At 41.1% G+C, this 24,515-nt stretch carries 28 protein-coding genes; 12 read left to right on the forward strand and 16 right to left on the reverse strand.

Annotated elements, in window-relative coordinates; genetic code table 11:
• Positions 1-97: 97 nt before the first annotated feature.
• The 5 genes from hisS (at position 98) to J8Z25_RS18585 (ending at position 5,246) form a co-directional block, all read left to right on the forward strand.
• Positions 98-1,372, forward strand: a complete 1,275-nt coding sequence (hisS, locus tag J8Z25_RS18565; protein WP_130052883.1) for a histidine--tRNA ligase — start codon at positions 98-100, stop codon at positions 1,370-1,372.
• A gap of 24 nt (positions 1,373-1,396) precedes the next feature.
• Positions 1,397-2,017: a YfgM family protein gene (locus J8Z25_RS18570; protein WP_250662331.1), complete on the forward strand. Its 621-nt coding sequence runs from the start codon at positions 1,397-1,399 to the stop codon at positions 2,015-2,017.
• A 9-nt stretch (positions 2,018-2,026) separates the two neighbouring features.
• Positions 2,027-3,205, forward strand: a complete 1,179-nt coding sequence (gene bamB, locus J8Z25_RS18575) for an outer membrane protein assembly factor BamB (RefSeq protein ID WP_167657410.1) — start codon at positions 2,027-2,029, stop codon at positions 3,203-3,205.
• 75 nt (positions 3,206-3,280) lie between these two features.
• The gene (gene der, locus J8Z25_RS18580; protein WP_250662332.1) at positions 3,281-4,750 is read left to right on the forward strand and encodes a ribosome biogenesis GTPase Der; all 1,470 of its coding nucleotides are present in this window, start codon (positions 3,281-3,283) and stop codon (positions 4,748-4,750) included.
• 115 nt (positions 4,751-4,865) lie between these two features.
• Positions 4,866-5,246: a VOC family protein gene (locus J8Z25_RS18585; protein ID WP_250662333.1), complete on the forward strand. Its 381-nt coding sequence runs from the start codon at positions 4,866-4,868 to the stop codon at positions 5,244-5,246.
• Here the strand turns inward: J8Z25_RS18585 and J8Z25_RS18590 are convergent.
• Complete coding sequence (locus J8Z25_RS18590) at positions 5,243-5,668, reverse strand: MarR family winged helix-turn-helix transcriptional regulator (RefSeq protein ID WP_130052887.1); 426 nt, start codon at positions 5,666-5,668, stop codon at positions 5,243-5,245. The genes J8Z25_RS18585 and J8Z25_RS18590 overlap by 4 nt on opposite strands.
• 181 nt (positions 5,669-5,849) lie before the next feature.
• On the opposite strand from J8Z25_RS18590, the gene J8Z25_RS18595 reads away from it, so the two are divergent.
• Positions 5,850-6,848, forward strand: coding sequence for an NADP-dependent oxidoreductase (locus tag J8Z25_RS18595; protein WP_250662334.1), 999 nt, complete (start codon positions 5,850-5,852; stop codon positions 6,846-6,848).
• A 49-nt stretch (positions 6,849-6,897) separates the two neighbouring features.
• Here the strand turns inward: J8Z25_RS18595 and J8Z25_RS18600 are convergent, their stop codons facing one another.
• The 3 genes from J8Z25_RS18600 to J8Z25_RS18610 all read right to left on the reverse strand — a co-directional run bounded on the left by J8Z25_RS18600 (position 6,898) and on the right by J8Z25_RS18610 (position 8,474).
• The gene (locus J8Z25_RS18600; RefSeq protein WP_130052889.1) at positions 6,898-7,203 is read right to left on the reverse strand and encodes a hypothetical protein; all 306 of its coding nucleotides are present in this window, start codon (positions 7,201-7,203) and stop codon (positions 6,898-6,900) included.
• A gap of 147 nt (positions 7,204-7,350) precedes the next feature.
• The gene (locus tag J8Z25_RS18605) at positions 7,351-7,866 is read right to left on the reverse strand and encodes a TFIIB-type zinc ribbon-containing protein (RefSeq protein WP_250662335.1); all 516 of its coding nucleotides are present in this window, start codon (positions 7,864-7,866) and stop codon (positions 7,351-7,353) included.
• 20 nt (positions 7,867-7,886) lie between these two features.
• Positions 7,887-8,474, reverse strand: coding sequence for a DUF4202 domain-containing protein (locus tag J8Z25_RS18610; RefSeq protein ID WP_167657405.1), 588 nt, complete (start codon positions 8,472-8,474; stop codon positions 7,887-7,889).
• A gap of 276 nt (positions 8,475-8,750) precedes the next feature.
• Between J8Z25_RS18610 and J8Z25_RS18615 the strand changes: the two genes are divergently transcribed.
• Positions 8,751-11,159 (forward strand): bifunctional diguanylate cyclase/phosphodiesterase, encoded by a 2,409-nt coding sequence (locus tag J8Z25_RS18615; protein WP_136374532.1) that lies wholly within the window; start codon positions 8,751-8,753, stop codon positions 11,157-11,159.
• Here the strand turns inward: J8Z25_RS18615 and J8Z25_RS18620 are convergent.
• Positions 11,134-11,598 (reverse strand): TlpA family protein disulfide reductase, encoded by a 465-nt coding sequence (locus tag J8Z25_RS18620; protein WP_250662336.1) that lies wholly within the window; start codon positions 11,596-11,598, stop codon positions 11,134-11,136. The genes J8Z25_RS18615 and J8Z25_RS18620 overlap by 26 nt on opposite strands.
• Positions 11,599-11,752: 154 nt before the next feature.
• On the opposite strand from J8Z25_RS18620, the gene J8Z25_RS18625 reads away from it, so the two are divergent.
• Positions 11,753-12,319, forward strand: a complete 567-nt coding sequence (locus tag J8Z25_RS18625) for a Tll0287-like domain-containing protein (RefSeq protein ID WP_250662337.1) — start codon at positions 11,753-11,755, stop codon at positions 12,317-12,319.
• Between the two features lie 75 nt (positions 12,320-12,394).
• The gene (locus tag J8Z25_RS18630) at positions 12,395-12,730 is read left to right on the forward strand and encodes a zinc ribbon domain-containing protein YjdM (protein WP_250662338.1); all 336 of its coding nucleotides are present in this window, start codon (positions 12,395-12,397) and stop codon (positions 12,728-12,730) included.
• Positions 12,731-12,797: 67 nt separating this feature from the next.
• Here the strand turns inward: J8Z25_RS18630 and J8Z25_RS18635 are convergent, their stop codons facing one another.
• Both J8Z25_RS18635 and J8Z25_RS18640 read right to left on the reverse strand, forming a co-directional pair.
• Entirely contained in the window at positions 12,798-13,202 is a 405-nt protein-coding gene (locus J8Z25_RS18635) for a hypothetical protein (protein ID WP_167657403.1), read from the reverse strand.
• Positions 13,203-13,226: 24 nt separating this feature from the next.
• The gene (locus tag J8Z25_RS18640) at positions 13,227-14,207 is read right to left on the reverse strand and encodes a hypothetical protein (RefSeq protein WP_250662339.1); all 981 of its coding nucleotides are present in this window, start codon (positions 14,205-14,207) and stop codon (positions 13,227-13,229) included.
• A gap of 223 nt (positions 14,208-14,430) precedes the next feature.
• Here J8Z25_RS18640 and J8Z25_RS18645 point away from each other — a divergent pair, with 223 nt between their 5' ends.
• Positions 14,431-15,189 (forward strand): AAA family ATPase, encoded by a 759-nt coding sequence (locus J8Z25_RS18645; RefSeq protein WP_250662340.1) that lies wholly within the window; start codon positions 14,431-14,433, stop codon positions 15,187-15,189.
• Positions 15,190-15,349: 160 nt separating this feature from the next.
• Here J8Z25_RS18645 and J8Z25_RS20870 read toward each other — a convergent pair whose 3' ends face one another.
• The 9 genes from J8Z25_RS20870 to J8Z25_RS18685 all read right to left on the reverse strand — a co-directional run bounded on the left by J8Z25_RS20870 (position 15,350) and on the right by J8Z25_RS18685 (position 22,801).
• A complete protein-coding gene (locus tag J8Z25_RS20870; RefSeq protein WP_350338357.1) occupies positions 15,350-15,523 on the reverse strand; it encodes a hypothetical protein in 174 nt (57 codons plus the stop codon).
• Entirely contained in the window at positions 15,524-16,396 is an 873-nt protein-coding gene (rsgA, locus tag J8Z25_RS18650; protein WP_350338358.1) for a ribosome small subunit-dependent GTPase A, read from the reverse strand. It abuts the gene before it with no gap.
• 5 nt (positions 16,397-16,401) lie between these two features.
• The gene (locus J8Z25_RS18655; RefSeq protein WP_250662341.1) at positions 16,402-16,941 is read right to left on the reverse strand and encodes a GNAT family N-acetyltransferase; all 540 of its coding nucleotides are present in this window, start codon (positions 16,939-16,941) and stop codon (positions 16,402-16,404) included.
• Positions 16,938-18,119, reverse strand: a complete 1,182-nt coding sequence (locus J8Z25_RS18660; protein ID WP_250662342.1) for a MerR family transcriptional regulator — start codon at positions 18,117-18,119, stop codon at positions 16,938-16,940. The genes J8Z25_RS18655 and J8Z25_RS18660 overlap by 4 nt, the downstream gene beginning before the upstream one ends.
• A 144-nt stretch (positions 18,120-18,263) precedes the next feature.
• Positions 18,264-19,472, reverse strand: coding sequence for an organoarsenical effux MFS transporter ArsJ (gene arsJ, locus J8Z25_RS18665; protein WP_250662343.1), 1,209 nt, complete (start codon positions 19,470-19,472; stop codon positions 18,264-18,266).
• Between the two features lie 5 nt (positions 19,473-19,477).
• A complete protein-coding gene (locus J8Z25_RS18670; protein WP_250662344.1) occupies positions 19,478-20,488 on the reverse strand; it encodes an ArsJ-associated glyceraldehyde-3-phosphate dehydrogenase in 1,011 nt (336 codons plus the stop codon).
• Between the two features lie 2 nt (positions 20,489-20,490).
• A complete protein-coding gene (locus tag J8Z25_RS18675) occupies positions 20,491-20,991 on the reverse strand; it encodes a phosphatase domain-containing putative toxin (protein WP_250662345.1) in 501 nt (166 codons plus the stop codon).
• 13 nt (positions 20,992-21,004) lie between these two features.
• Positions 21,005-22,027, reverse strand: a complete 1,023-nt coding sequence (gene arsB, locus J8Z25_RS18680; protein WP_250662346.1) for an ACR3 family arsenite efflux transporter — start codon at positions 22,025-22,027, stop codon at positions 21,005-21,007.
• Between the two features lie 9 nt (positions 22,028-22,036).
• Complete coding sequence (locus J8Z25_RS18685) at positions 22,037-22,801, reverse strand: metalloregulator ArsR/SmtB family transcription factor (protein WP_130052902.1); 765 nt, start codon at positions 22,799-22,801, stop codon at positions 22,037-22,039.
• 173 nt (positions 22,802-22,974) lie between these two features.
• Between J8Z25_RS18685 and J8Z25_RS18690 the strand changes: the two genes are divergently transcribed.
• The gene (locus J8Z25_RS18690) at positions 22,975-24,105 is read left to right on the forward strand and encodes a PepSY-associated TM helix domain-containing protein (protein WP_250662347.1); all 1,131 of its coding nucleotides are present in this window, start codon (positions 22,975-22,977) and stop codon (positions 24,103-24,105) included.
• A 32-nt stretch (positions 24,106-24,137) separates the two neighbouring features.
• Complete coding sequence (locus J8Z25_RS18695; RefSeq protein ID WP_250662348.1) at positions 24,138-24,404, forward strand: hypothetical protein; 267 nt, start codon at positions 24,138-24,140, stop codon at positions 24,402-24,404.
• Positions 24,405-24,515: the final 111 nt, after the last annotated feature.

The raw sequence follows: 24,515 nt of genomic DNA on the forward strand, positions 1-24,515 counted from the left end.
TTTACCTTTACCGCTTAGACGTTATAATAGCGGGTCAATTTTTAGTTTTTCTTGATGCGTGTTTTTTCAACGCAAGTACAGTATTTAGGATTTATCAGTGGCAAAACAAATTCAGGCAGTTCGTGGTATGAACGATTGTCTGCCAGGCGATACGCAAATTTGGCAGAAAGTAGAAGACATTTTACGTGAAACAGTTTCATCGTTTGGTTATCAAGAAATTCGTTTTCCAATTGTTGAATCTACCGACCTTTTCAAACGCTCTATCGGTGAAGTAACTGATATTGTAGAAAAAGAAATGTACACCTTTGCAGACCGAAATGGCGATAACTTAACGCTTCGCCCTGAAGGTACTGCGGTATGTGTTCGTGCTGGTAATCAAAACGGTTTACTGTATAACCAAGAACAACGTTTATGGTATATGGGTCCAATGTTCCGTCACGAGCGCCCGCAAAAAGGCCGTTACCGTCAATTCCACCAATTTGGCTTAGAAACATTCGGCATTGCCACTGCTGATATTGATGCAGAAGTAATTTTGCTGACAGCCCAATTATGGAAAGAGTTTGGTATCAGCGAACACGTTCGTCTTGAACTTAACTCTCTGGGCTCAAATGAAGCCCGTGCTGATTACCGAGATGCGCTTGTTGCTTACTTAGAGCAACATGTTGATGTACTCGACGAGGACTCTAAGCGTCGTATGCATTCAAACCCTTTACGTGTTTTAGATAGCAAAAACCCTGATGTACAAGCCATTTTAACTGATGCACCAAAATTATCTGAACACTTAGATGCTGAATCAAAAGAACATTTTGAAAATTTATGTGAACGTTTAGACGCTGCGGGCGTCGAATACACGGTAAATGAAAAGCTTGTACGTGGTCTTGACTATTACAACCGTACCGTTTTTGAGTGGGTAACCGATAGCCTTGGCGCCCAAGGAACCGTTTGTGCCGGTGGTCGATACGATGGTCTAGTTGAACAACTAGGCGGTAAAGCAACACCTGCGGTTGGTTTTGCAATGGGCCTTGAACGTTTAGTGTTATTACTTCAAGCACTCGAATGTGTAGGTGACATCCGCCGTAGTGCTGATGTATATTTGGCAGCCATGGGCGATAAAGCCAGTATTCAAGCGCCAATTATTGCCGCTCAATTACGTAAAGATGTTGCAGGTTTACGTGTAATGGTTCACGCAGGCGGCGGCAACTTTAAAAAACAATTAAAACGCGCAGATAAAAGCGATGCTCTCGTAGCTGTTATTATCGGCGAAGATGAATTAGAACAAGGCGTTGTGACTATTAAGTATTTACGTGAGCGTAAAGAACAAGTCACCTTAAAACTAGAAGAAGCGAAAACGCTACTAGCTGAACTTATTTAAGCTCAGCTAGCAACAGAGGTAAGCATGGAAATTTATTCAACAGAAGAACAACAAGAAGAAGCGATCAAACGCTTTTTCCGTGAAAATGGTTTAGCACTTGCAATTGGTATTGTTGCAGGTTTAGGTGGTTTATATGGTTGGAAAGCTTATAACCAAAACCAAATCACCACAGCTGAGAAAGCATCTGACTCTTTCACACAACTTGTTGAGAGCGGTGCCGTGCTAGAAAAAGCGGATACGTTTATTAAAAACAACAGCGAGTCAAGCTACAGCACGCTAACAGCATTTGTAGCGGCGAAAGAAGCGGTTGATAAAAATGACCTTGATGCTGCAAGCGAAAAGCTTAACTGGATCATCACCAACGAGCAAAACCCTGAACTAAAAGCAACGGCTACAACTCGCCTTGCTCGTGTTCACCTTGCTCAAAAGCAATATGATCAAGCTCTAACAACGCTAAATGCACAGCTTCCAGCATCATTTTCTGCTGCAGTTGCAGAACTAAAAGGCGATGTTTATGCTGCACAGGGCGACAAAGACCAAGCACGTAGCCAATACCAAGCTGCTGCTGATAATGGCGGCCTTGAAAACAATCCGTTATTACAAATTAAACTTGATGACTTAGCACAAACTAGCCCAGCGGCGTAAGGGGTTAAGATGAAGAAGTTAACAGCGGCAACACTTGCTCTGTGTATCGCAACCCTTACTGGGTGTTCGTCAAGTGATGACGAAGATGAGCTGGTACTGCCTGAAATTGTTAATCAATTTGAGACAGAAGTGGTTTGGCAAGAATCAATTGGTGATGGTGTTCAGCATTATTTCTCGCGCTTAACGCCGGCTATTCATAACGATGTTGTGTATGTAGCAAACCGCGAAGGTGAAGTTGAAGCCCTTTCGCTTGAAAATGGCGATACGCTCTGGGAAACCGATGTGCGTGAAAACCCTGCCTTCTGGCCTTGGGAAACCACAGAAAGTGCCAAGCTATCGGGTGGTATTTTACAAGCTTACGGCAAAATTTTTGTTGGTTCTGAGCATGGCTATTTAACCGCGCTTGACCGTGAAACAGGTGAAGTAGTTTGGCGTAAAACAATGCCTGGCGAAGTACTTGCAAAACCTGCTGCAGGCGACGGCCTAATTTTTGTAAATTTAGGCTCAGGTAAATTATTAGCTGTACACCCAGATACCGGTGAAGAGCGCTGGAGCTTTGAACAAGAAGTACCACCACTAACTTTACGTGGTCAAAGCTCGCCTACAGTAGCAAATGGTGGTGTATTACTAGGTCTTGAAACTGGTAAACTAAGCGTATTAATTTCTGAAAATGGTTACTCTGCTTGGAGTGCTGAAATTGCTTCTCCAAAAGGTGCGTCTGAGTTTGAACGTTTAGTTGATGTAGATACACAAGCATTGATTAGCGGCCCATATGCTTATGCAATCGCCTATAATGGTAATTTAGCGGCCGTAGATATTCGTTCTGGTAATGTTGTTTGGAAACGTGAATACAGCAGCTACCGTGACTTATCTATGGATGGTCAATCTATCTATGTTGTTGATAGCGATGGAGTTATTTACGGCCTAGATAAAACATCAGGTATTGAGCGTTGGAGCCAACCAGCTCTACGCGGCTGGTACTTAACAGGCCCTACCGTGGCTGGTAAGTATTTAGCATTGGGTGACCAAGAAGGTAACCTACACTGGTTAGACAAAGAAACGGGCGAGCTTGTATCGCGCGAAGATTTTGACAGCTCAGGTTTCTTCATTGAGCCAGTTGTTGCCGGTGACAAATTGATTTTATACACCCGAGATGGTGAAGTTAGCGCGGTTAAAATTCCAAACTAACTTACTAATAGTAAACGTTATTTTTCTAAGGCTTCGCTTGGCGAAGCCTTTTGTTGTTTTTTTAAGAGGTAGTTTATGCTTCCCGTGATCGCTCTTGTTGGGCGACCCAATGTGGGCAAATCCACATTATTTAACCGTTTAACACGTACTCGTGACGCCCTCGTAGCCGACTTCCCTGGCTTAACACGAGATAGAAAATATGGCCAAGCTGATTACGATGGCTATGAATTTATCGTGGTAGACACGGGTGGTATTGACGGTTCTGAGCAAGGTATCGAAACCGAAATGGCTGAACAATCGCTTCTGGCAATTGAAGAAGCGGATATCGTGCTATTTCTAGTTGATGCCCGTGCAGGTATGACTGCCGCAGACCAAGCAATTGCTAATCACCTACGTAAACAACAGAAGAAATGTTTTGTTGTGGCAAACAAAGTGGATGGCATTGATGCTGACTCATACTGTGCTGAGTTCTACCAGCTAAGCTTAGGTGACGTGCATCACATTGCTGCGGCTCACGGCCGTGGTATCACGCAACTACTCGAAACGACCTTACAGCCAGTTATTGCGGAACTTGCAGGCGAAAGTGAAGAGCTTGAAGAAAGTGATGACGAATTGGTTGATCTTTACAGCGAAGATGAAGAAGGCGAAGACAACCAACAAGCCTTTGCAGATAAGCCTGTAAAACTTGCAATTATCGGCCGCCCTAACGTTGGTAAGTCAACACTTACCAACCGTATCTTAGGTGAAGAACGTGTAATCGTTTACGATATGCCGGGTACAACTCGTGACTCTATCTATATTCCGATGACACGTAATGACAAAGAATACATTCTTATTGATACCGCAGGTGTTCGTAAGCGAAAGAAAGTAAGCGATGTTGTAGAAAAGTTCTCTGTGATCAAAACCCTTAAAGCGATTGAAGACGCTAACGTTGTATTACTAGTGGTTGATGCTCGCGAAGGTATTTCTGATCAAGACTTAAGCTTATTAGGTTTCGCCTTAAACGCAGGACGTTCATTGGTTGTTGCTGTTAACAAATGGGATGGCCTTGATGATTACGTTAAAGAACGTATTAAGTCAGAGCTTGACCGCCGTTTAGGTTTTATCGATTTCGCACGTTTACACTTTATCTCTGCTTTACATGGCACAGGTGTAGGTCACTTATTTGAGTCAGTAGATGAAGCGTACGAGTCAGCAACTAAGCGTATTAGCACAGCGATGCTGCGTCGTATCATGGATATGGCACAAGCCGATCACCAACCGCCACTTGTTCGCGGTCGTCGTGTGAAACTTAAATATGCCCACGCAGGTGGCTATAACCCACCACGTATCGTGATCCACGGTAACCAAGTTCATGACTTACCAGATAGTTACAAACGCTACCTAATGAACTATTACCGTAAAGCATTAGGTATTATGGGCACGCCAATCAAAATTGAATTTAGAGAAGGCGACAACCCATACGCGGGCCGCACCAACAAAGTGACCTTATCGCAAAAACGTAAGATTCGTGCATTTGCGAAAGAAAACCGCAACAAGTCGTAGCTACTACAGCTAAGCTTTAAGTATTAAAAAAACCTTGTGAGTATGACTTTCAAGGTTTTTTTATTGCTAAAACTATGCTTTATTTAATAAACGAACAATAAATAGAGCAGCATAAATGGTATTTTTAAGTCAGGTTATTTACGTCGATAACGTAGAAGAAGTACTCGACTTTTACTATCAAGCATTTGGTTTTAATACCAATCATATCAGTGACGATGCCGAATATGGTGAACTTGTTACTGGGTCTGTTAAGCTTGCTTTTGCGACCCACCCGCATGCGCAATCATATTTCAAGCAAGGGTATATTCGCGCCCATCCTAAGCAACCCGCCCTTGGTTTTGAGCTAAGATTCAGCTGCCATAATTTAGTCGAAAGTTATGATAAAGCTGTGCTTGCTGGTGCTGAACCATTGTGCCCACCAACTAAAAAAGATGCCCAGCATTATGCGTATGTTCGCGCTATTGAGGGCACCTTAGTGTGTTTATTAGAAGATTAGTCTTTGGTAAGGTCAGTGTGAAGTTCAAGGGTTAATTCACGTAGTAATTCTATGCGCTCTAAGCTCATGTTTGAGCGCGCCATTAACTTAGCCGTTAGTTCTTCGGCATCAACTTTAAGTTGCATGCCCTGCTCAGTTAACGAGATTACTTTTTTACGCTCATCTTCACTTGATACCTGGCGTGTTAATAAACCTTTCGTTTCTAGGCGTTTAACTATCGGTGTTAGGGTACCTGAATCGAGGTGCGTATCATTAGAAAGCTCTTTTAAACTCACTTGGTTATTATACCAAAGCGAATGCATCACAATATATTGCGGATAGGTTAAGTCATAAGCCTCGAGAATTGGCCGAAACGCTCTGATCAACGCATTTGTTGCACTGTATAAAGTGAAACACACATTGTCTGATAAGTTATTGCTCATGCTATTACCCTAAACTGAAATACAGCCCTATTATTGCCGTAATTTAGTTTGCGCGCAAATTATTTTCCTACTATCTATTGCCTTTTACTGTAAAGATCATTAAATTGATCGCAAATAGTTTGCGCACAAATATTTTGCGCAACATATTAATTAATCCCAATCTAGCAGGCTCGAGGTTTATATGGCGACAAGTCAACAAATTCATTTAGTTTCACGCCCAACGGGTGTACCAACACAAGCTAATTTTGCGCAGGTCGAAGTATCACTTCCTAATTTAAACGACGGCGAAGTATTAATTAAAAATACCTGGATGTCAGTTGACCCCTATATGCGCCCACGCATGATCGATCGTAAATCATATATCGCGCCATTTAACTTAAACGAAGTGATGGAAGCCGGTGCTATCGGCGAGGTGATTGAATCACGCAATAACGACTTTCCTGTAGGAAGCAAAGTAAGTCATATTAGTGGCTGGCGTACCATGCACATTAGCGATGGTAGCGACTTAACGTTACTACCTAACGTGCCACTACCAGACCAACTATTTTTAAGTACTATGGGTATGACTGGGTTAACTGCATGGGCAGGTTTAACAAAGGTAATTAATCTTAAAGAAACCGATACCGTGTTTGTTTCAGCTGCATCAGGCGCTGTAGGTAGCGTTGTTTGCCAAATTGCTAAGCTAAAAGGCTGTAAAGTGATTGCTTCGGTTGGTTCTGACGAAAAAGCACACATGGTTAAAGCGTTGGGTGTTGATGCTGTAATTAACTATAAAACGGTAGCAAATCTAACAGAAGCCCTTGAACAAGCGGCACCACAAGGCATTGATGTGTACTTTGAAAACGTAGGTGGCGATCACCTTGAAGCTGCACTCAATGTAATGAACGATTACGGCCGTATTCCTGTATGTGGCATGATCTCAGGTTACAACAATGACACCGCACAGCCAGGGCCAAGCAACCTGTTTTATATCAACTCGAAAAAGCTCACCATGCAAGGCTTTATCGTGATTGATTACTTTGATCAGTTCCCTGAGTTTATTGAACAAATGGGCGCGTGGATCGGCGAAGGTAAAATTAAATCTGAAGAAACGGTATACCATGGCATTGAAAATGCCGTTGATGCATTTCTTGGCCTGTTCGAAGGTAAAAATAAAGGAAAAATGCTAGTTAAGCTTTAACACCTAACATGCAAATAAAGCCTGTATCTTAGTTGGTACAGGCTTCTTATTAAGCTAGTTTAAAAAATACGATTGCCGATACAAGCACCAACCCCACATAGGAAAGAAACAAAATCCCAGCTTGGCGATGTTTTCTTGCATTCGCTCGCACTGTTTCGTTTTCTGTGGAATTTAAAAGTGCTAAACCCTTTTTAGACACAAACACCATAGGTACTTTTAAAAATCGCGGTGCACCCAGTTGTTGCCACAGTTCAGGCTCTAAAGATTTAACCGATTGATAGTATTTATATTCAGCACTAGCAGCATAAAGCATTAACAGCGCCCACACTGAAACCAATATTATTGTTATTAGCATAGGTTACCTGTTCAATTTATTTAATTAGGTTTAAAGTTTATGTCATCGCCTATAAATCACAACTCTGTAAACAGTTTTAAATCGCGAGGTTTAGAAAGATAGACAGATCCGCGAATAAGTTCAGCTTCAGGTGTTTTATATAAGTTATCAGTCATTCAAAATCGATAAATACGCAAGTTCTGCTAGTTTTTCTAATGATGACGTTGCATTAGACTCAAGCTTTTCAGCATGTACTGAGTAACGCCTTTTGGGAATTTTAACTTGAATAAAACCCTGATTATTGGCCATATCAATACGCAGCATTTCACGCTCTTTTGGGGTTAAATGATTTTCATGGATCTTTTCAAGCTCGCCATGATCAAGCCAAATAGCCGCACAGTTTGGACATTCGTCTATTTCAACCACTTTTAAAGGCGTGAAAAAGCGTCGCATCATCACCACGTCAGGGCATTTAGGGCAATTAATTCGCTTTTCTAAATCAACCTGTTCTATTGGCAAGGTTTGTAAATGAGCCACCAGCACTTGCGCTGGCTTTAAACTCGGATCGCTAAAGTGAAATATTTGTCGGTTGTCAAAAAATATCCCACCACTTTTTGATAAATACACGTTAACATCGCCAATGCTCACAGCTTCAAGGGCTGTTTTAGTACGCGGGCAGAACATAGTACATCCTTGTTTTACAATTAATTTAGCGCTTTTGTTATTAACGGCTTAAGCGGCTCAGGTAAGCTGATGTTACCAGCTAACACAAAGTCATGTGCTTCGTTTGACATCTTTTGCCAGGTTTTACGAATAATACCCAGCCATTTTTGCTCATCGTAATCAGGCTTACTACTTGCAAAATCCAGCATGTAATGTTCTATAAACACGAGACTTGCGATATCCTCAATCAGTTGGCTATCTGGGTTTCGTTTTATATTCTTTTTCGCTACTGCTGCGTATACACGCTCGCATTCTTCCGGTGAGTAACCCGCCTTTTTCATAAGGGCTGTTACACGCTCTGCATGAAAGTCATATAAAGCAGTGCGCCATTGATAATAACCTTGCTTACCCATAGGGAAGTCGCTGCGAGGAGAGCGCCAGCGTTCAATATGTTGCCCTCTAGCAGCAATGTGCATTAACTCATCAGCTAAAGGATTAAAACGATTAAGCATATCTGTCATACGCATCGCATAGAGTGACTCTTTTGCTAGCGCTTGTTCGTCTTGTGTAACACGATTTGGATCTGCAGCATTCGCTACATCTATAGCTTTAATAACGGCTTGGTACATAGCATTTATCTTAATATTGTTTGCAATCTATTGTATTTAGGTACAATTATTTTTCTAACATGCTAAAAATTCATCTTTAATTCCTAACACTTAGCTAGACAACCAGATAACCCTAAACTAGTATTTTTAAAGGTAAGTTTAATACTTAAATATCTACTTCATATAGAGATACTATTGCGCAATATTATATATTTTTCACCGTTATTTACTTCTTTTTTTCTTAGTTTCTGTTTGTTTTCGGTTATCACGTTTAAAGTGTTTTACGATAGACAAGAAATGCATGAAATAGAGAAAATTACAGCACTTAACAGTTACAGTCGCAACCTTGAAAAAGCACTCAATAGCGCATTCCTCGGCCCCTACCTTGTTCGTGCGGCAATGCGTGACTTTGCATACACTGAAACTGAATTCGAAACCCTAGCTACAGAGATATTAACTCATAGTGACGGCAGTCAAACCATCCAACTAGCACCAAAGGGTGTAATTCAATATACCTATCCACTTAATAGTCACGAGACTGTAATTGGTGTCGATTTATTCAAAATACAAAGTATTCAAGACTCATTACAAAGAGCCATTAATACTAAAAAAATGCAAATCGATGGGCCAAAAGAGTTGGCTCAAGGTGGCCAAGGCTTAGTAGCAAGATTACCAATTTTTGATCAAAATGAGTTTTGGGGGTTTGCAATCGTGGTGCTGCGCTTTCCAGAGTTTATCGCAAATTTACCACCTGACTCGACTTCTCATCCTCACTTGTATGAAGTTTGGCAAAAAACAGCTGATAGTTACACCCCTCTTTTAAATAATCACCTTTTTCAACAAAACGATTGGACAACCTACAACCTCGATGTTGAAAATCAACAATGGGTTGTCGGCATTAAAGACGAGTTTGCTTATCGCACGCATGTTGAATTTTTAGTGTTATTACTCATTGCTCTGCTATTTTCATCGGTTAGTAGCTATTTAATTACCATTACTTACCGGTTACGAGAACATGAACAAAACCTAGAAAAGTTAGTACAAAAACAAACTTTAGAGCTCTCAGAGCAAGCGCTTGAGCTTAAACAAGCTCAATCACTTAGTGGTGTGGGTAGTTGGCACTTATCGCCTAATAAAAGCATTAGACAGTTATCAACACAAGCTGTTGCATTATTTCAAGAAGAAACCAAAGAACAATCAATTGATAATGTCTGTAAAAAAATCGATAGCTTTTATAAAAACACATTTTTAAATTTTATTCATACTAAGCCAAGCAGTCCGACCGAAATTGAGTACACAATTAAACTTAATGGTGAAAAACGCTGGTTTCATGAACACGCTGAATGGAACCCAAAAACCAACACCTTAGTTGGTACGATTGAAGACATAAGTGCAGAAAAACAACGTCAGCACGAACTATACCAGCAAGCACACTTTGACCCTGTCACTGGACTTGCTAACCGCCGTTACAGTGAAAAGTATATAGCAAGCATATGCCCAGAAAATCATTACTCTAGTGGCCTTACTTTATTGTGCGCCGAGATCAAAGGCTATCGTCAATTAGAAGATATTTACGGTCAAGATTACTTGAATGAACTACAAACGACCATTGCTAACCGGCTAATTGCATTTTCTGACTTGCTCCAAGCGTTTTGCGCGCATATAAAACCCGGCTGTTTTTTAATATTGCTAAAAGAGGCCATTTTTGACGACAAGCTCGCTGCCCTATTAGATAAATTTCAGCATCAGGTCGGAGGCATTATTGAAACCGCTGGCAGCGCTCATTTTTACCATTTATACATTGGCGTGGGCTATCCGCATTTACAAAACATCGATGCTGCTGAGCAAATAAATACTGCACTTATTGCGATGAATGAATGCCCCCGCACGCAAAAGCCATTCACAGTCTACAGCCAATCGCTCAAAGATAAGCTCATTGCACAAAGTAACCTTGAAAGTGATTTACGTCATGCCCTTGCGGCCAACGAACAGCTAAGCATGGTGTATCAACCGATTGTAAACACCTTAGATGGCACACTAATTGGCTGTGAAGCGCTTGTACGTTGGCATCACCCTGTTAGAGGCTTTGTGTCACCTATGGAGTTTATTGCCATTGCTGAGCAATCAGAGCTCATTAATTTATTGTCTCGCTGGATTGTTGCTAAAGTTGCTAAAGACTGCCATCGCATGGTTAATAACGACATTCATATTAAAGTGTCGATAAACCTGTCGCGTAAACAGTTTTCTGACGTGCACTTAGTTAAACGACTAAGTAAAGAAAAAGCCAAACTATTTCCTGCAAATCAAAAAATAAACCTTGAGATCACCGAATCAGCCCTATTTCAAAATACCCAGTACGCGATAAACCTTATGCATGAGCTTAAATTAGCGGGTTTTAATTTATCTCTCGATGACTTTGGAACGGGTTATTCATCACTGTCATCGATTCAGCAGTTTCCGCTGGATAACGTTAAGATTGATCGGGCTTTTATCTGTAACTGCGTAGATAACCCGAAAGATGGTTTATTTTTACAAACAATGAGTGATTTAGCCCATCAACTCGATTTAACGATTACCGCTGAAGGGGTCGAAAGCTCAGAGCAGTGGCAATTAGTGAGTGATAAAGGCATTGATTATATTCAAGGTTATTTAATATCAATGCCGTTATCTATTGATGATTTTATAGCGTTTGACCCGGTTGCGTAAGATCCACAGCCAAGCTCTGTTTTGGCTTTTCGATCATACGAGTAAGTTCTTTTTCGTCATCGCTCACAATAATGGTGGGTGTATACATTAAGTTGTGCTGCTTTGCTAAACCAGCGGGGTCAAGCTTATCGTAGCCAACAGCCACTAATTTAAGTGAGCCTAGTTGCACCTTTGCTGTATCAAGAAGTTTAAGAAAACGTGGTACTTCACGTTTAGAGTCATGACACCAGGTTCCTAAAAACACCAATACTTGCTTACCATGCAGCGCCTTAATAGTGCTTTGCTCTTCGTCACTCGGTGTGTATTCATCGTACTCTTCACTAAATGCAGAGTAGTCTTTAAGTAAGTCATCACGACTTATCTCTCCACTGTATGGAGCGGTACCTGCAAATGTGAGAGCTGAAAATAACAGAGCGGCGATATAAATTAGTTTTTTCATTTTTTTGTTCTCAAAATATTTTTCTCACCATAACCAATTTAGCAGCAACACTCCAGTAGGCTTTGTGCTAAGAATAGTTATTTTTGCAGGTTACATTGGCATGTAAAGTAAAAACGAACTACTATATTAGATATATCTAATATAAGGTTTTATTATGCTTGCTTTAAGAACATTAATCCTCTTCACCGCGTTACTATCGCCTACTCTTTACGCCGAAACAAAATCAGCTAACCTAGAAACTCAAGCAGCTGAGCGAGCAGCTGAGTTTGCCACCACCCTTAAATCAGCATTAGCAGCTGCAATCAAACAAGGTGGGTTAGTCGAAGGGATTAATGTGTGTAAAATGCAGGCTCCAGCGATTGCCGAAAGCCTATCAACAGATGGCTGGACTGTAGCGCGTAAAAGTACTAAAAACCGTAATCCAGACAATAAACCGGATGACTGGGAAGCTGAAAAAATCGCCCAGCTACTCGATATGGTCAGAAACACTGAAAGCATCGATAATGTGACTTTCTCAACCAGTAAAGAAGGCCAATTCCGCTTTGCTAAAGCGATAAAAATCGCGCCAGTTTGCCTAAATTGTCATGGCCAAACGATAGCACCAGAGGTGAAGCAAGTGCTTAGCGAACATTACCCAAATGATTTAGCCACAGGCTATCGGCTTGGTGATTTAAGAGGGATATTCTCCATTACCAAAACGCTCGAAACGCCTGAGCCATAAAATATAAGCCTTATGCTCGCTTAGTTTGCTCTTAGCCATTAAAATACGCTTTTATAATTAACCATGGTGCCATTTATGTCTTTTCCACCTTGCCCACGATGTAACTCTGAATACGTGTATGAAGATCAAAACAATTTAGTATGCCCAGAATGCGCTCATGAGTGGGATCCTAATGCGGTTGATACTGATGATGTGATCAATGTAAAAGATGCTAACGGCACTTTATTAGCTGATGGCGACAAAGTGACCGTTGCGAAAGATTTAAAAATTAAAGGCAGCTCACAAGTGATTAAAATTGGTACCAAAGCCGTTATCCGCCGCGTGTTAGATAAAAAAGACCATGAGTTAGACTGTAAAGTTGATGGCGTAGGTGAAATGATGGTAACCGCTAAGTTTGTAAAAAAAGCCTGATAGCATCATCAAAATTGTTATATATTGCTGCGAATAATTACGCAGCAATCTCAATAAGCTAATTTTATTAATAGCCAAACTTTTCAACAACAATCCCTGTTACTTCACAATGTTCGCAGCTCAACTCCCAACCAGCAGCCCAGGTGGTTGCACTAAGATCTCCCGCGCAAAGAGGGCAAACTTCGCCAGCAAAGGTGCTAGGTGTAATCTCTTTAGCTTGCTTTGAAAACGGTCTTAAAAACCAAAGAATATTATCATCGATACTAATTGTCAGATCATGACGGAGCGTCTCACAATAAGCATTAAACACCGCTTGTTTGTACTGCTTTTCGTGCTCAGCAGATTGGCTGGCATAAACATTTAACGCATTCTCAATGTCTTTTAGCCGCTCGGGCCATACTTGTGCGTCTATGTTTGTTTTGCAATCTATCAGCTCATCAAGTGTGTAACTTGCATAGTTTGGTTCAATCATAATTGCCATCCTTGCTTTGGGTTATTAATTCTTTGGGTATAGCGTACCATTTTGCTTTATTTGCAAAAGCCATTGATCATATAAGTTGTTCGCAATACTCAGCTCTTCATCTGAAAGTGTCGGGTATTGTCTTTGCTCAAACCACGCATAACGATTATACACATCGTTATTTTGCGTGATTTCCATAATGAGTCGATTTATAGCGTAGGCTTTTGCTGCGCTATGCTCACCAACTTGTTCGCTGTAATACATGCTCGCTAAACTCATCAGCGCTTGTTCACTGCCCTGCTTCGCTGCTTGCTCTAAAAATGCGGTTTTACGCTGTTTAAAATTATCGCGATTTTTGATGAACTCGGCACGTGACAACTTATCAGGAAATTGTGACTTCATATAAAATTCGGGAGTTAGCCCAGCAAACGTTTGCTGCGCATAAGCCGAACCATTTTCTGCAGCCTCTGCCAAATAACTGTAAAAAGAACGCCGCGTTGCTAAATCTAACCCTTGGCAATACTCATATTTTTCTAAAGCACGGTTTTGTGTATCACCAGCATCGCTAAACTCATAGCTTTCGGCTAATGTTGCTTCAAGCGCCTCAGCATCTAAAGGAGCATTAAAACAATACTTAAGATTTTGTGCGATGAGATAGTTAGCCTCAGCATCACCTTGCTCAGCGCGTTGCTTTAGCTCTGTAAAATAGTCAATTAACACACCATCAAAACGCCATTTCGGTGCATTTTTGATAATAAGTTCACGGCTGTGATTAATTTCACTCCCTTGCTCAGCTGATTTATCAACTAACAAATTCGTATCAGGCTTTGTGGCTGGTATGCTTACTTGTGCCTCAACGTGCTGTGTAGCTTTTGTATCATTTGATGATTCTAAACTCTTTGCTAATGGAGCTGTTGTTTTAGAGACGTAACTGTTAAAAAACACTACAAATACTAATGCCGTAGCCACAGTTAAAAATGGCTTTATTCCTTGCCTAATAAAAGCATACCTAGACATAACAACCTACTTATCATTTTTGTTGCTAAGTAAGTTACAAGAAAACAAGGATGAAAGCGAAACCTAACTGCGGTTTCGCTTTTCAGCTATATAAACTATTTGCACTTGAGGCTTATAATTAAACCTAAGAAACCTGCAGTTCTAGTATTTGCTCGTTTTGAATCAAGTGGGCATTTTGTCTTTTTTTGCTGCTTATTTTAGGTCTTTATTAGGAATATTGTGTATGGACGCATTACCGTATCTACAAAAGGTGACACTTAAACGAGATCACGTTTTCTCTTTTGATACATATCCATTCTCTATTCCTGCGGTTAATCAGCTCTTTGAAATAGACTTTTCGAAACATGTAACAATATTTGTAGGTGAAAATGGTTCTGGGAAATCGACTCTTTTAGAAGCAATTGCTATCGGGTTGGGTTTTAACGCCGAAGGTGGCTCTAAAAACTTTAACTTTCAAACTCAGCAATCGCATTCAGATCTTCATAAGTACTTGCTACTCTCAAAATCGTTTAAGAGATACAAAGATGGTTTTTTCTTGCGAGCTGAAAGCTTCTATAACGTTGCATCAAACATTGATGACTTAGATATGGGATTTTCTGGGGAGCCTAAACTGATAGGTGCCTATGGTGGTACATCCCTTCATCACCAATCACATGGCGAATCTTTTTTAGCGCTTATGGTAAACCGCTTTTCCGGTAATGGGCTTTACATTTTAGATGAGCCTGAAGCCGCACTTTCTCCTTCTAGGCAGTTGGCTGTTTTAAGTCGCATGTTTCAACTAATTGAACAAAACTCTCAGTTCATTATTGCCACACACTCACCGATTTTAATGGCGTACCCAGGTGCAAGGATCTACCAAGTGGGAGCACAAGGCATTGAACAGATAAATTATGAGGATACTGAGCATTACCAAATTACAAAGGCATTTTTAAACAACCCACAGCCAATGCTCGAAGAGCTTTTCAAGCCAGAAGGTAACTAATTTTTAGGTTTGAGATTCGCAACAGAATTAAGTTTGTTCACCAAGCAGTTGCTCTCTCAGAATATCAGCTATCACTGCAGCGTCTTTATGATCTATTCAAGCTTCCCTGCTTGTATCTAAAATAAGTTTGTCCAACTTAGGAGCATTGTTATGTACTCTCTCATTGATCAATAAGAGAGCTTTTAATTGACCTACTTTGCTTTTGAACAGTATTAACCATTTTTGAAAATGCGCGCTGCTTGGCGCGCTTTTCAGCCATGGTGGCATTGTTGTGCTCATTTTCAGCTAACAACTTACGGTAATTTTCTAAGCGTCTTGTTGATAATGATCCCATTTAAATTGCTTTAATAACAGCGCAGCCCGGCTCTATTTGGTGTTGGCAATCTTTAAATCGACAGGTACTTGCGATTAGCTCAACATCTTCAAATGCACGTTCAATACCTTGCTTTGAATCGCTTAATTGCAATTCTCGCATGCCCGGTGTGTCCATCAATAACGCACCACTAGGCAATCTTTTAATCGATCTAAAGGTTGTTGTATGGCGGCCTTTGCTATCTTGTTCACGAATACCTGCTGTTTTTAATTCATCGGAACCAAGTAGTGCATTAACAATGGTCGACTTGCCCACTCCAGATGACCCCATAAATGCGAGCGTTTGCCCCTTTCGACAATAAGGTGCAAGTAAATCACAGCCCTCTTCTTTTAACGCATTAATAGCAATAACACTCAAAAGAGAGTCGAGGTTTTGTACTTGCTGGCAGTACTTTTCAACGTCTGGGCAAGTATCAGCTTTAGTTAACACCACCACAGGCTCTATTTGGGCATTTTTAACCAAGGCTAAATATCGCTCTATCCTATTTAGGCTAAAGTCATCATTAAGCGATGTAACTATAAACACGGTATCAATATTCGCCGCGATTAATTGAAACTCATGTTTAGAGCCTGCTGCCTTGCGCTTAATGATTGAAGCTCTTTCTAGTACCCGTAAAATACGCGAATCATCAAATACCACCCAATCACCTACACAAATTTGTTCAAGACTCGGTGTTAAAGCAAACCGCACCGTGCCTTGCTCGCCAAGCAATACAACCTCTGTTTTGTGATGCTCAACAACACGCCCTAAATGGCCGTTTTCTAGCTCATCTAAACTCAACTGTTGTTGAAAGAAAGGTCGCATGCCTAATTCTATCAGTGATGGTGTTTGCATAGTGTTTACCAAAGCTGTGGATTATCGAGTGGTTTTAGGCAACTTGGCTTACCAGTAATTGGCAAAATTTCGTCATCTAAAACCGGTTTAGCAAGCCAACCTTTTGGGTAAGATAAGTTATGAGGTGCTTGAATAACTTCTTCACTCACAACGGAAAACCCGACTTTTCCATAAAAGTTGATATCACCATAGGTCATCACTAGGCTGACATTCTGTTCAGCTAACTTATTACAGCCAAATTGGATCAGCTTTTGTCCTATGCCTTGTCCCTGACAATCCGTTGCCACTGCAACAGGGGAGAGTAAAAACACCTCTTTAGCGTGCGCAAACTTTAAACGCGACAGCACAATAGCGCCCACGATACGTTGCTCATCTGTCGCGACAAACACATATAAATCAGTTGATGGATATGGCTCAGCTAAAAAGTCAGTGACTAAACGGGCAACTTGCTCGCCTTCTTGTTTTGACTCTGATGCACTAAATGTTGCCAAGTAAAGCGCAATAATGCCGCTTTTTTGGCTCTGTTCGTAAATTGAAAAATTCACTTACACTCCTTAAGTTTTAAAATAAAATAGTGATAAGTAAAGTTTTGCCCAGTTTCATTTTCGTAAAGGGCAATTTCTGCTTGTATGTCTTTTACAGCTTGAGACTCACTTATCGATGACGCTAACTCCGCAAGGCGCGCCTTGAGTGGTTGCCAATAGTTTTGCCATGCTTGCTGATCCAGCGAAAACTGCTCTATCAGCTCATAACCAAGCTCATCAAATAAGGCTACGCGGCTGTCGATTGACTGCATATCTGGGTAATTCGCTTGCCAGTACTCTTTAACCGCCATTTCAGGCTGGCTGTTAAGCCAAACTAAATCACTGACCACAATCACCCCATTACTGCGAAGAAACGGTTTCCAGCTTGATAGTGCACTTTGCATCCCCATGACATACACGCACCCCTCAGCCCAAATAACATCGAATGATTTCGCTTTAAAAGGCAGTGCAGTCATCGATGCGCACGTCAAAGATACACGCTCAGCCAATTGCTCTTTGTGCAGTCGCTCCTGTAAATAAGCAAGTGCTGATGACTCATTATCTAAAGCCGCGATCTTGGCATCAGTTTGCTTGGCTATTAATAATGTTGATGAGCCTTTACCACAGCCAATTTCTAAAATTTGTTTGGCATTAATAGGAACAGTAGCAATGGCTTTTAATGTGGCTTCTTCGCTACCAGGCCCCCATCGCTCTAATGGCTCAAGCACAGTCATGAAATCGTGCATGTAGCTTTCATGGTCACTCATATCTTTTGATAACCAACGAAGCCGCAATGCCTCTTTTTCTGTGTATCCTTGCTTTAACAACCAATTTAAATGCGCACTTGGCGCACGCTTATTCAGCTCATCATGTAAGTCTTTTTGAGAGCGTTTGCCAAGCAAACTCAGTAATAAATCTTTGGCTTGTAACTTAGCGGTAATTTCATCTTCAAGTTGCGCTAAGCGCTGTTGCAAAATAGCTTTATCTAGCTCGACATCTAAACAGCTCTGACATTCTTTTAAGGTTAACCCCGCGCTTTGTAACTGCTGGATCAAAACCAAGCGTTGTAAATCAGCCTCGCTGTAATAGCGATAACCATTTGCAAGCCTGCGCCCCTGAATGATTTTTAGCTTCTCGTAATACAACACAGCCGTGCGCGACAAACCAAGTTTTGCTGCTAACTCTGAAATTAAATACATGATGAAATAGGCCTATAAGGCTTTTGAATACAATAAGTATGAAGTGTAAAGCTGTAGACAGGTCAAATATTTTTGCAAAATAATTTAAGAAAATAAGGTAAGCAATAAAGCATGCTTACCTTTATAGGGCGTGTTTAGATTTAACTAAATTTGTTTTGGTAATTTAGTCGAAATAAGGGCGGTAATAACAATAAATAACAGTGAGATAGCCAAACAGGCTGCTAAGCCATAAAGCTGAAACACTAAGCCCGACAACACAGTACCAATTAAGCGACCCATGGCATTAGCCATATAGTAAAACCCAACATCAAGTGATACGCCATCGGCATCAGCCATGCTAACAATTAAGTAGCTGTGCAAAGATGAGTTAATCGCGAAGACCACGCCGAACAACATCAGTCCGCCTATCAGCATTGGTTTTACAGCCCAGCCAAAGCCAACAGCAAGGGCAATGGCTAAGGTGACTAAAGCAAGCAGTGATGCCCACTTAACTGTTTCTGCACTTGGTGATGTTTGCTTATTAAGCTTAATGATTTTGGGAGCAAAAGATTGCACAGCCCCATAGCCAATGACCCAAGTAGCTAGAAAAGCGCCCACAGTCCAGTGGTCCCAATCAAAGGCTTGTGATAAAAACACCGGAAGTGCAACTACAAACCAAACATCACGCGCACCGAACAAGAACAACCTCGCGGCCGACAAGATATTGATTGAACTGCTTTTTGAAAATATCTCGTTAAACTTAGGTTTGTTTTTGGCTTTGCCTAAATCATTTTTAAGTGCATAAAGACTAAAACACCACACCACCAGCAAAGTGGCAGCCATCGCGAGCATTGCGCCTTTAAACGACATCAATGTCAGTAGTAAGCCACCCAAAAAGAAGCCCACACCTTTTAATGCGTTTTTAGAGCCCGTAAGTATCGCTACCCATTTAAACAAGGTGCCTTCTTGGCCACTGGCAACCAGCATTTTAATTGAGCTTTTAGCACTCATTTTATTGAGATCTTTTGCAATGCCCGACAGCGCTTGCGCCAGCATCACATAGGCTACACTTAGCCATTCAGGGGGGGCTGCCAACATGAACAAGGCTGCAACCTGTATGGCAAGGCCAATGTTCATGGTTTTGTTTAAGCCAAGCCTTGCGCCTAAATAGCCACCTACTAAGTTAGTAACAACACCAAAAATCTCATAAAACAAAAACAGCATGGCAATACTCAAAGGCGAGTAGCCAAGCGCATGAAAATGCAGTACCACCAACATTCTCAATGCGCCATCTGTAAGCGTAAATGCCCAGTAATTCCCAGTGACAATTAAGTACTGCTTTATATCAGCGGGAAGGTTAGCCAAACGCGTCATTCATTTTAACCTTTCAGTGATAACGCAACTTTACGGGCAAGTTCGGCGGTACGGTTTGCATAACTCCATTCGTTATCGTACCAAACATACAGCTTAACTTGTGTCTCGTTCACAACCATGGTTGATAATGCATCCACAATGCTTGAGCGTGGATCAGTTTTGTAATCAATAGAAACAAGTGGCTTTTCTTCATAGCCTAAAATGCCTTTTAGCTCACCCTCTGCGGCTTCTTGCATCCATTGGTTAATTTGCTCAGCCGTGGTCGGCTTCTCGACTTCAAACACACAGTCAGTGATTGATGCATTCGCTAAAGGCACACGAACCGCATGGCCGTTTAATTTGCCTTTAAGTTCAGGGAAAATATGTGTAATCGCCGTTGCAGAGCCAGTTGTAGTTGGGATTAAGCTCATGCCACATGCGCGAGCACGGCGTAAATCTTTATGCGGTGCATCTAAGATAGTTTGCGTATTGGTGATATCGTGAATAGTGGTCATTGAACCATGTTTGATACCAATTTTTTCTTGCAATACTTTAACTACTGGCGCTAAACAGTTGGTAGTGCATGATGCGGCAGTAACAATATTGTGTTGCTCTACATCGTATAAATCATCGTTTACACCCATCACAACGTTCAGCACACCGTCTTCTTTTACAGGCGCAGTGACAACAACTTTCTTCACACCTTGTTCAAGGTAGGCTTGCAGCAACTCGGTTTTTTTCATCACGCCAGAGGCTTCAATTACGATATCGCAACCAGACCAATCAGTATCTGCAATCGCTCTATTTTGCGTAACGTTAATTTTGTGGCCATCAATGATCACCGCATTATCGTTACTTTCAACCTCATGCGGCCAAATACCGTGTACCGAATCATATTTTAGTAAGTGAGCCAATGTCGCTGCATCTCCCGCAGGGTCATTAATTTGCACAAACTCAACGTCGTCCCATGCAAACGCTGCTCTTAGCGATAAACGGCCCATACGGCCAAAACCATTAATGCCTACTTTAATTGCCATTGTTAAGCTCCTACTTTTTGAAAATTGTCGAAAAATGAACGTTGTATAGGGTTATGCAACGATTTGGGGCGAATAGCCTGCACTTGATTAATTATGTCGTTTTTAGCATAGCCAAGCTCATGCATTAATAAATCAATAACTAAACCTGTACGGCCTGAGCCGCCTTTACAATGCACAGCCACGCTGCCACCATTTTTTATAATGGCAAGAATCTCGTCTAGGTGCTTGGTAAATGCGTGATTAAACGCCTCCTTAGGAGCGTCATCATCAACAATTGGTAACTGAAACCAGCAAAGCCCCATTTTCTCACATTCGCTTGCAAGCTTTTGTGCACCATTTTTAATAAGCTCTTCATCGTACATCAGAGTAATAATTGCTTTTGCACCTGCCGCTTTTAAATCAGCCACAGACTGTGATAAGCCAACGCCTTTTGTGCCAGGGCAAGGGGTAAAAATAAATGCCCCAGTTTCTAGCTGTAAAATATCAAATGGATGTGAGTGCATTATGATTCCCCAATTACTCTTTAAACCAATGTGTTGTTTTATTAACGATTGCAACCAACGACAACATCACAGGTACTTCGACCAACACCCCAACAACGGTTACTAATGCTGCTCCCGAGTGCAAACCAAATAATGAAATAGCCACTGCGACAGCTAACTCAAAAAAGTTAGAAGTACCAATTAAACATGCTGGACCTGCAATATTGTGCTTAAGCTTAAGTTTTAGAGCGATAAAATAGCCGATCACAAAAATACCGTAAGTTTGCAAAACAAGCGGGATGGCAATCAGTACAATGTTCAGCGGTTGGGCTAATATGGTGTTTGCCTGAAACCCAAACAGCAAGACCACTGTGGCCAATAAGCCAACAACTGAGGACGGTTTAATTTTCTCTAAAAATGACTGCACAGCAGCTTCATTTTGTGCTGAATTATTGAGAGCTTTTCGTGTTAATACACCAGCTATTAGTGGCAACAACACATACAAAACAACCGAGATCATCAATGTGAACCAAGGCACATGAATATCAGACACCCCAAGTAATAAACCTGCGATGGGCGCAAACGCAAAAATCATGATGATGTCGTTCACAGACACTTGAACTAGTGTGTAATTTGCATCGCCTTTAGTCAGCTGTGACCATACAAACACCATAGCCGTACAAGGTGCGACACCGAGTAAAATCATCCCTGCGATATATTCTTGCGCCGTTTCAGGGCTAACGAAATCAGCAAATAACCCTTCAAAAAATAACCAACCTAATGCGGCCATTGAAAAGGGTTTGATTAGCCAATTAATGATTAAAGTGAGAATCAGCCCTTTAGGATTTTTACCTACTTCTTTAATCGTTGAAAAGTCAACTTGCACCATCATTGGATAAATCATTACCCAAATAAATAGCGCAACAACTATGTTTACATGCGCGATTTCTATTTTGGCTATGAGTTCAAATAAAGGCGGAAATACAACGCCAAGCCCCACACCTATAGCAATTGCGCTAGCAACCCATACAGATAAATATCGTTCAAAAACACCCATTTTCAGTCCTTAATTACAGCAACGAGCAACACGAGTTGGGCGATCATCACCCATCGCATTTAGCCTTGCTAGCTCGTTTTCAATGAAATTCGGCTCGTTTACAACTGTCGAGGTAATTATTTGTTTCATCCACAAAGGCAGTGTCGGGTTTAAAGAGTAAAACACCCACTGTTGGTGTTTTCTATCCGACAAAATGCCCTGTTTTTTAAGTTGCGCTAAATGCCTTGAGACCTTTGGCTGACTATGCTCGTTAAGTGCGGTCATGAGTTCGCATACACAAACTTCTTGCTCAACCGCAATAAGTAATAAACTTTTTAGGCGAATATCATCAGCAAGCGCTTTATAAAATAAAGTTGGCGAAATTGATGTGATTTTTTCTTTGCCATGGGATTGAACGAACTGTTTGATTCGCTCATTGAGCTCTTGCAAAGTTTTTTCAAATGCGTGTGGTTCTGGGCGCGTTTTAGGGTCGACAAAATCCCATGCAAGACATTGGCTACCATTTACTCGATTGGCACACTCTTTCGCCGCTTGGTCGCACAATGTAATTACATAATCAAAATGCATGTTAGCCACATCGTTTAAGTGCTTTGAGTGTAAGTCATCTGTTTTAAGGCCAAAATGATCAATCGCAGCAAGAGTGCGAGGGTCTACCGCAAATGGTTCTGTGCCAGCACTAAACACCTCAAACTCACCTTTTCCGTGATGTTTGAGTAACGCTTCGGCCATAATTGACCGCGCTGAGTTTTCTGTACATAAAAAGAGAACTTCCATGACCACTCCATAACAATTTATTTATATAATAATTTTGTTATATTGTTAAAGCAAACCTTATCTGATCTTTTTATGATCAACTGTGACATTTTGCCGCATTGCTCAGCTCAACCAATTTATGAAATAATATTCATTGGCGTGTTGAATAAAGCCAGTAATTAAAGAGGTCTGCAATGCTAAACTGGCGAAAATTACACCGCCGTATTCATAAATGGCTTGGCCTGAGCCTTGGCTTATTGTTTTGTGTTATCGCACTATCAGGTTCGTTATTAGTATTTTACGATGAACTTGATCAAGGCTTAAACATCTCTTCGACTAAGTTGCAAAACAACGCTTCTGCTAACTTTAATAACGCACTGGATACCCTACGCAAACAATATCCTGATAAACAAGGTAGTTGGCGCTTTGAAGTTACCCCACAGGCAAAGTTAATTCCTGCTCGGTATTACAATCCTCCTGAAACAGAACATCTCGAATTTGCTCCGATGATGGTATGGCTTTCAAGTGATGGCAATTTAATTCTACGCCGCGATTATTGGGGTCAATATTTAATGACCTGGCTCTATAACCTGCATTTCACTTTACTACTAGGTCAAACTGGAACTTGGCTTTTAGGTTACGTGGGGTTAGCTATTTTATATTTGTTAGTTAGTGGCTTATTTGCATGGTGGCCTAAGCAGGGACAGTGGCAAAAACAACTTAAGTTTAAAAAGCGTTCATCTCGTATTGGGATGCTTTACGATTGGCACAAATTAATAGGGTTAACTTTTTTAGCGCCATTAGTCATTTTAACAGTGACAGGGATTATGCTAGCACTCCCTAAAGAGTCAGCTGCAATTTTAACAAAAATAACAGGGCCAATAGATACTGTGGAAACTCCTGTAAACCACTATGGTGTTCTGGCAGATAACCCCCCTATTCAACCCAATGCAGCATTGAATTTAGCGCTTGAGGTTTTACCTAATTCTCGAGGAGCATGGATAGAAACACCCGCAATGAAGGGTAACCCGTTTTATTATCGAATTAGAGTGCAAACAAAAGAAGACCCATCGCAACGCTTTCCACATAGCTATGTTTATATAGACGCCAATAGTGGTGAAGTTTTAAAAGTGTTTGCTTACCAAGAGCAAGGCAAAAGCAACACAGTTTTAAATTGGCTTCATCCTATACATGATGGCAGTTTTCTTAATTTAAGTGGGCGTATTACATGGTTATTCAGTGGCTTGGCTGCTTTTGCTCTATTTCTATTAGGCTCTATGAGATGGCTATCCCGCAACCAATACAAATCTAAGCCACGAGATTAAATTAGGCTCTTAGTTTGGCGCGCTTGGCAAGAATGATGGCGCGATCTGAGAGTGATTTTAAACGTAAGCAGCAAGATGTTATCAGCGAACAAAGCCTTACTGATAAGGTGTCGAGGATTATGTTTAAAACCTTATCGCAAGAGCAAATTAGCATTGAGCATATTGCCTCAGACCTAGCACTAAGCAAACGTTCACTACAACGAAAACTAACAGCTGAAAAGCAAAGTTTTCAACGGTGTTACAACAAGTTAGAATGGATCTTGCACAGCACTATTTGCTGCAAACTGAGCGACCAATAATCGAATCGCTTTTTTACTCGGTTTTAGCGAAGCTAATTCGTTTGTTCGCGCTTACAGTAGCTGGACGGGTGTTTCTCCCGCCCACAAACGCACACAGCTGAGGCTTTAACT

It is taken from the genome of Pseudoalteromonas sp. SCSIO 43101 (genome assembly GCF_023650775.1).
GTDB classification, from domain to species: domain Bacteria; phylum Pseudomonadota; class Gammaproteobacteria; order Enterobacterales; family Alteromonadaceae; genus Pseudoalteromonas; species Pseudoalteromonas apostichopi.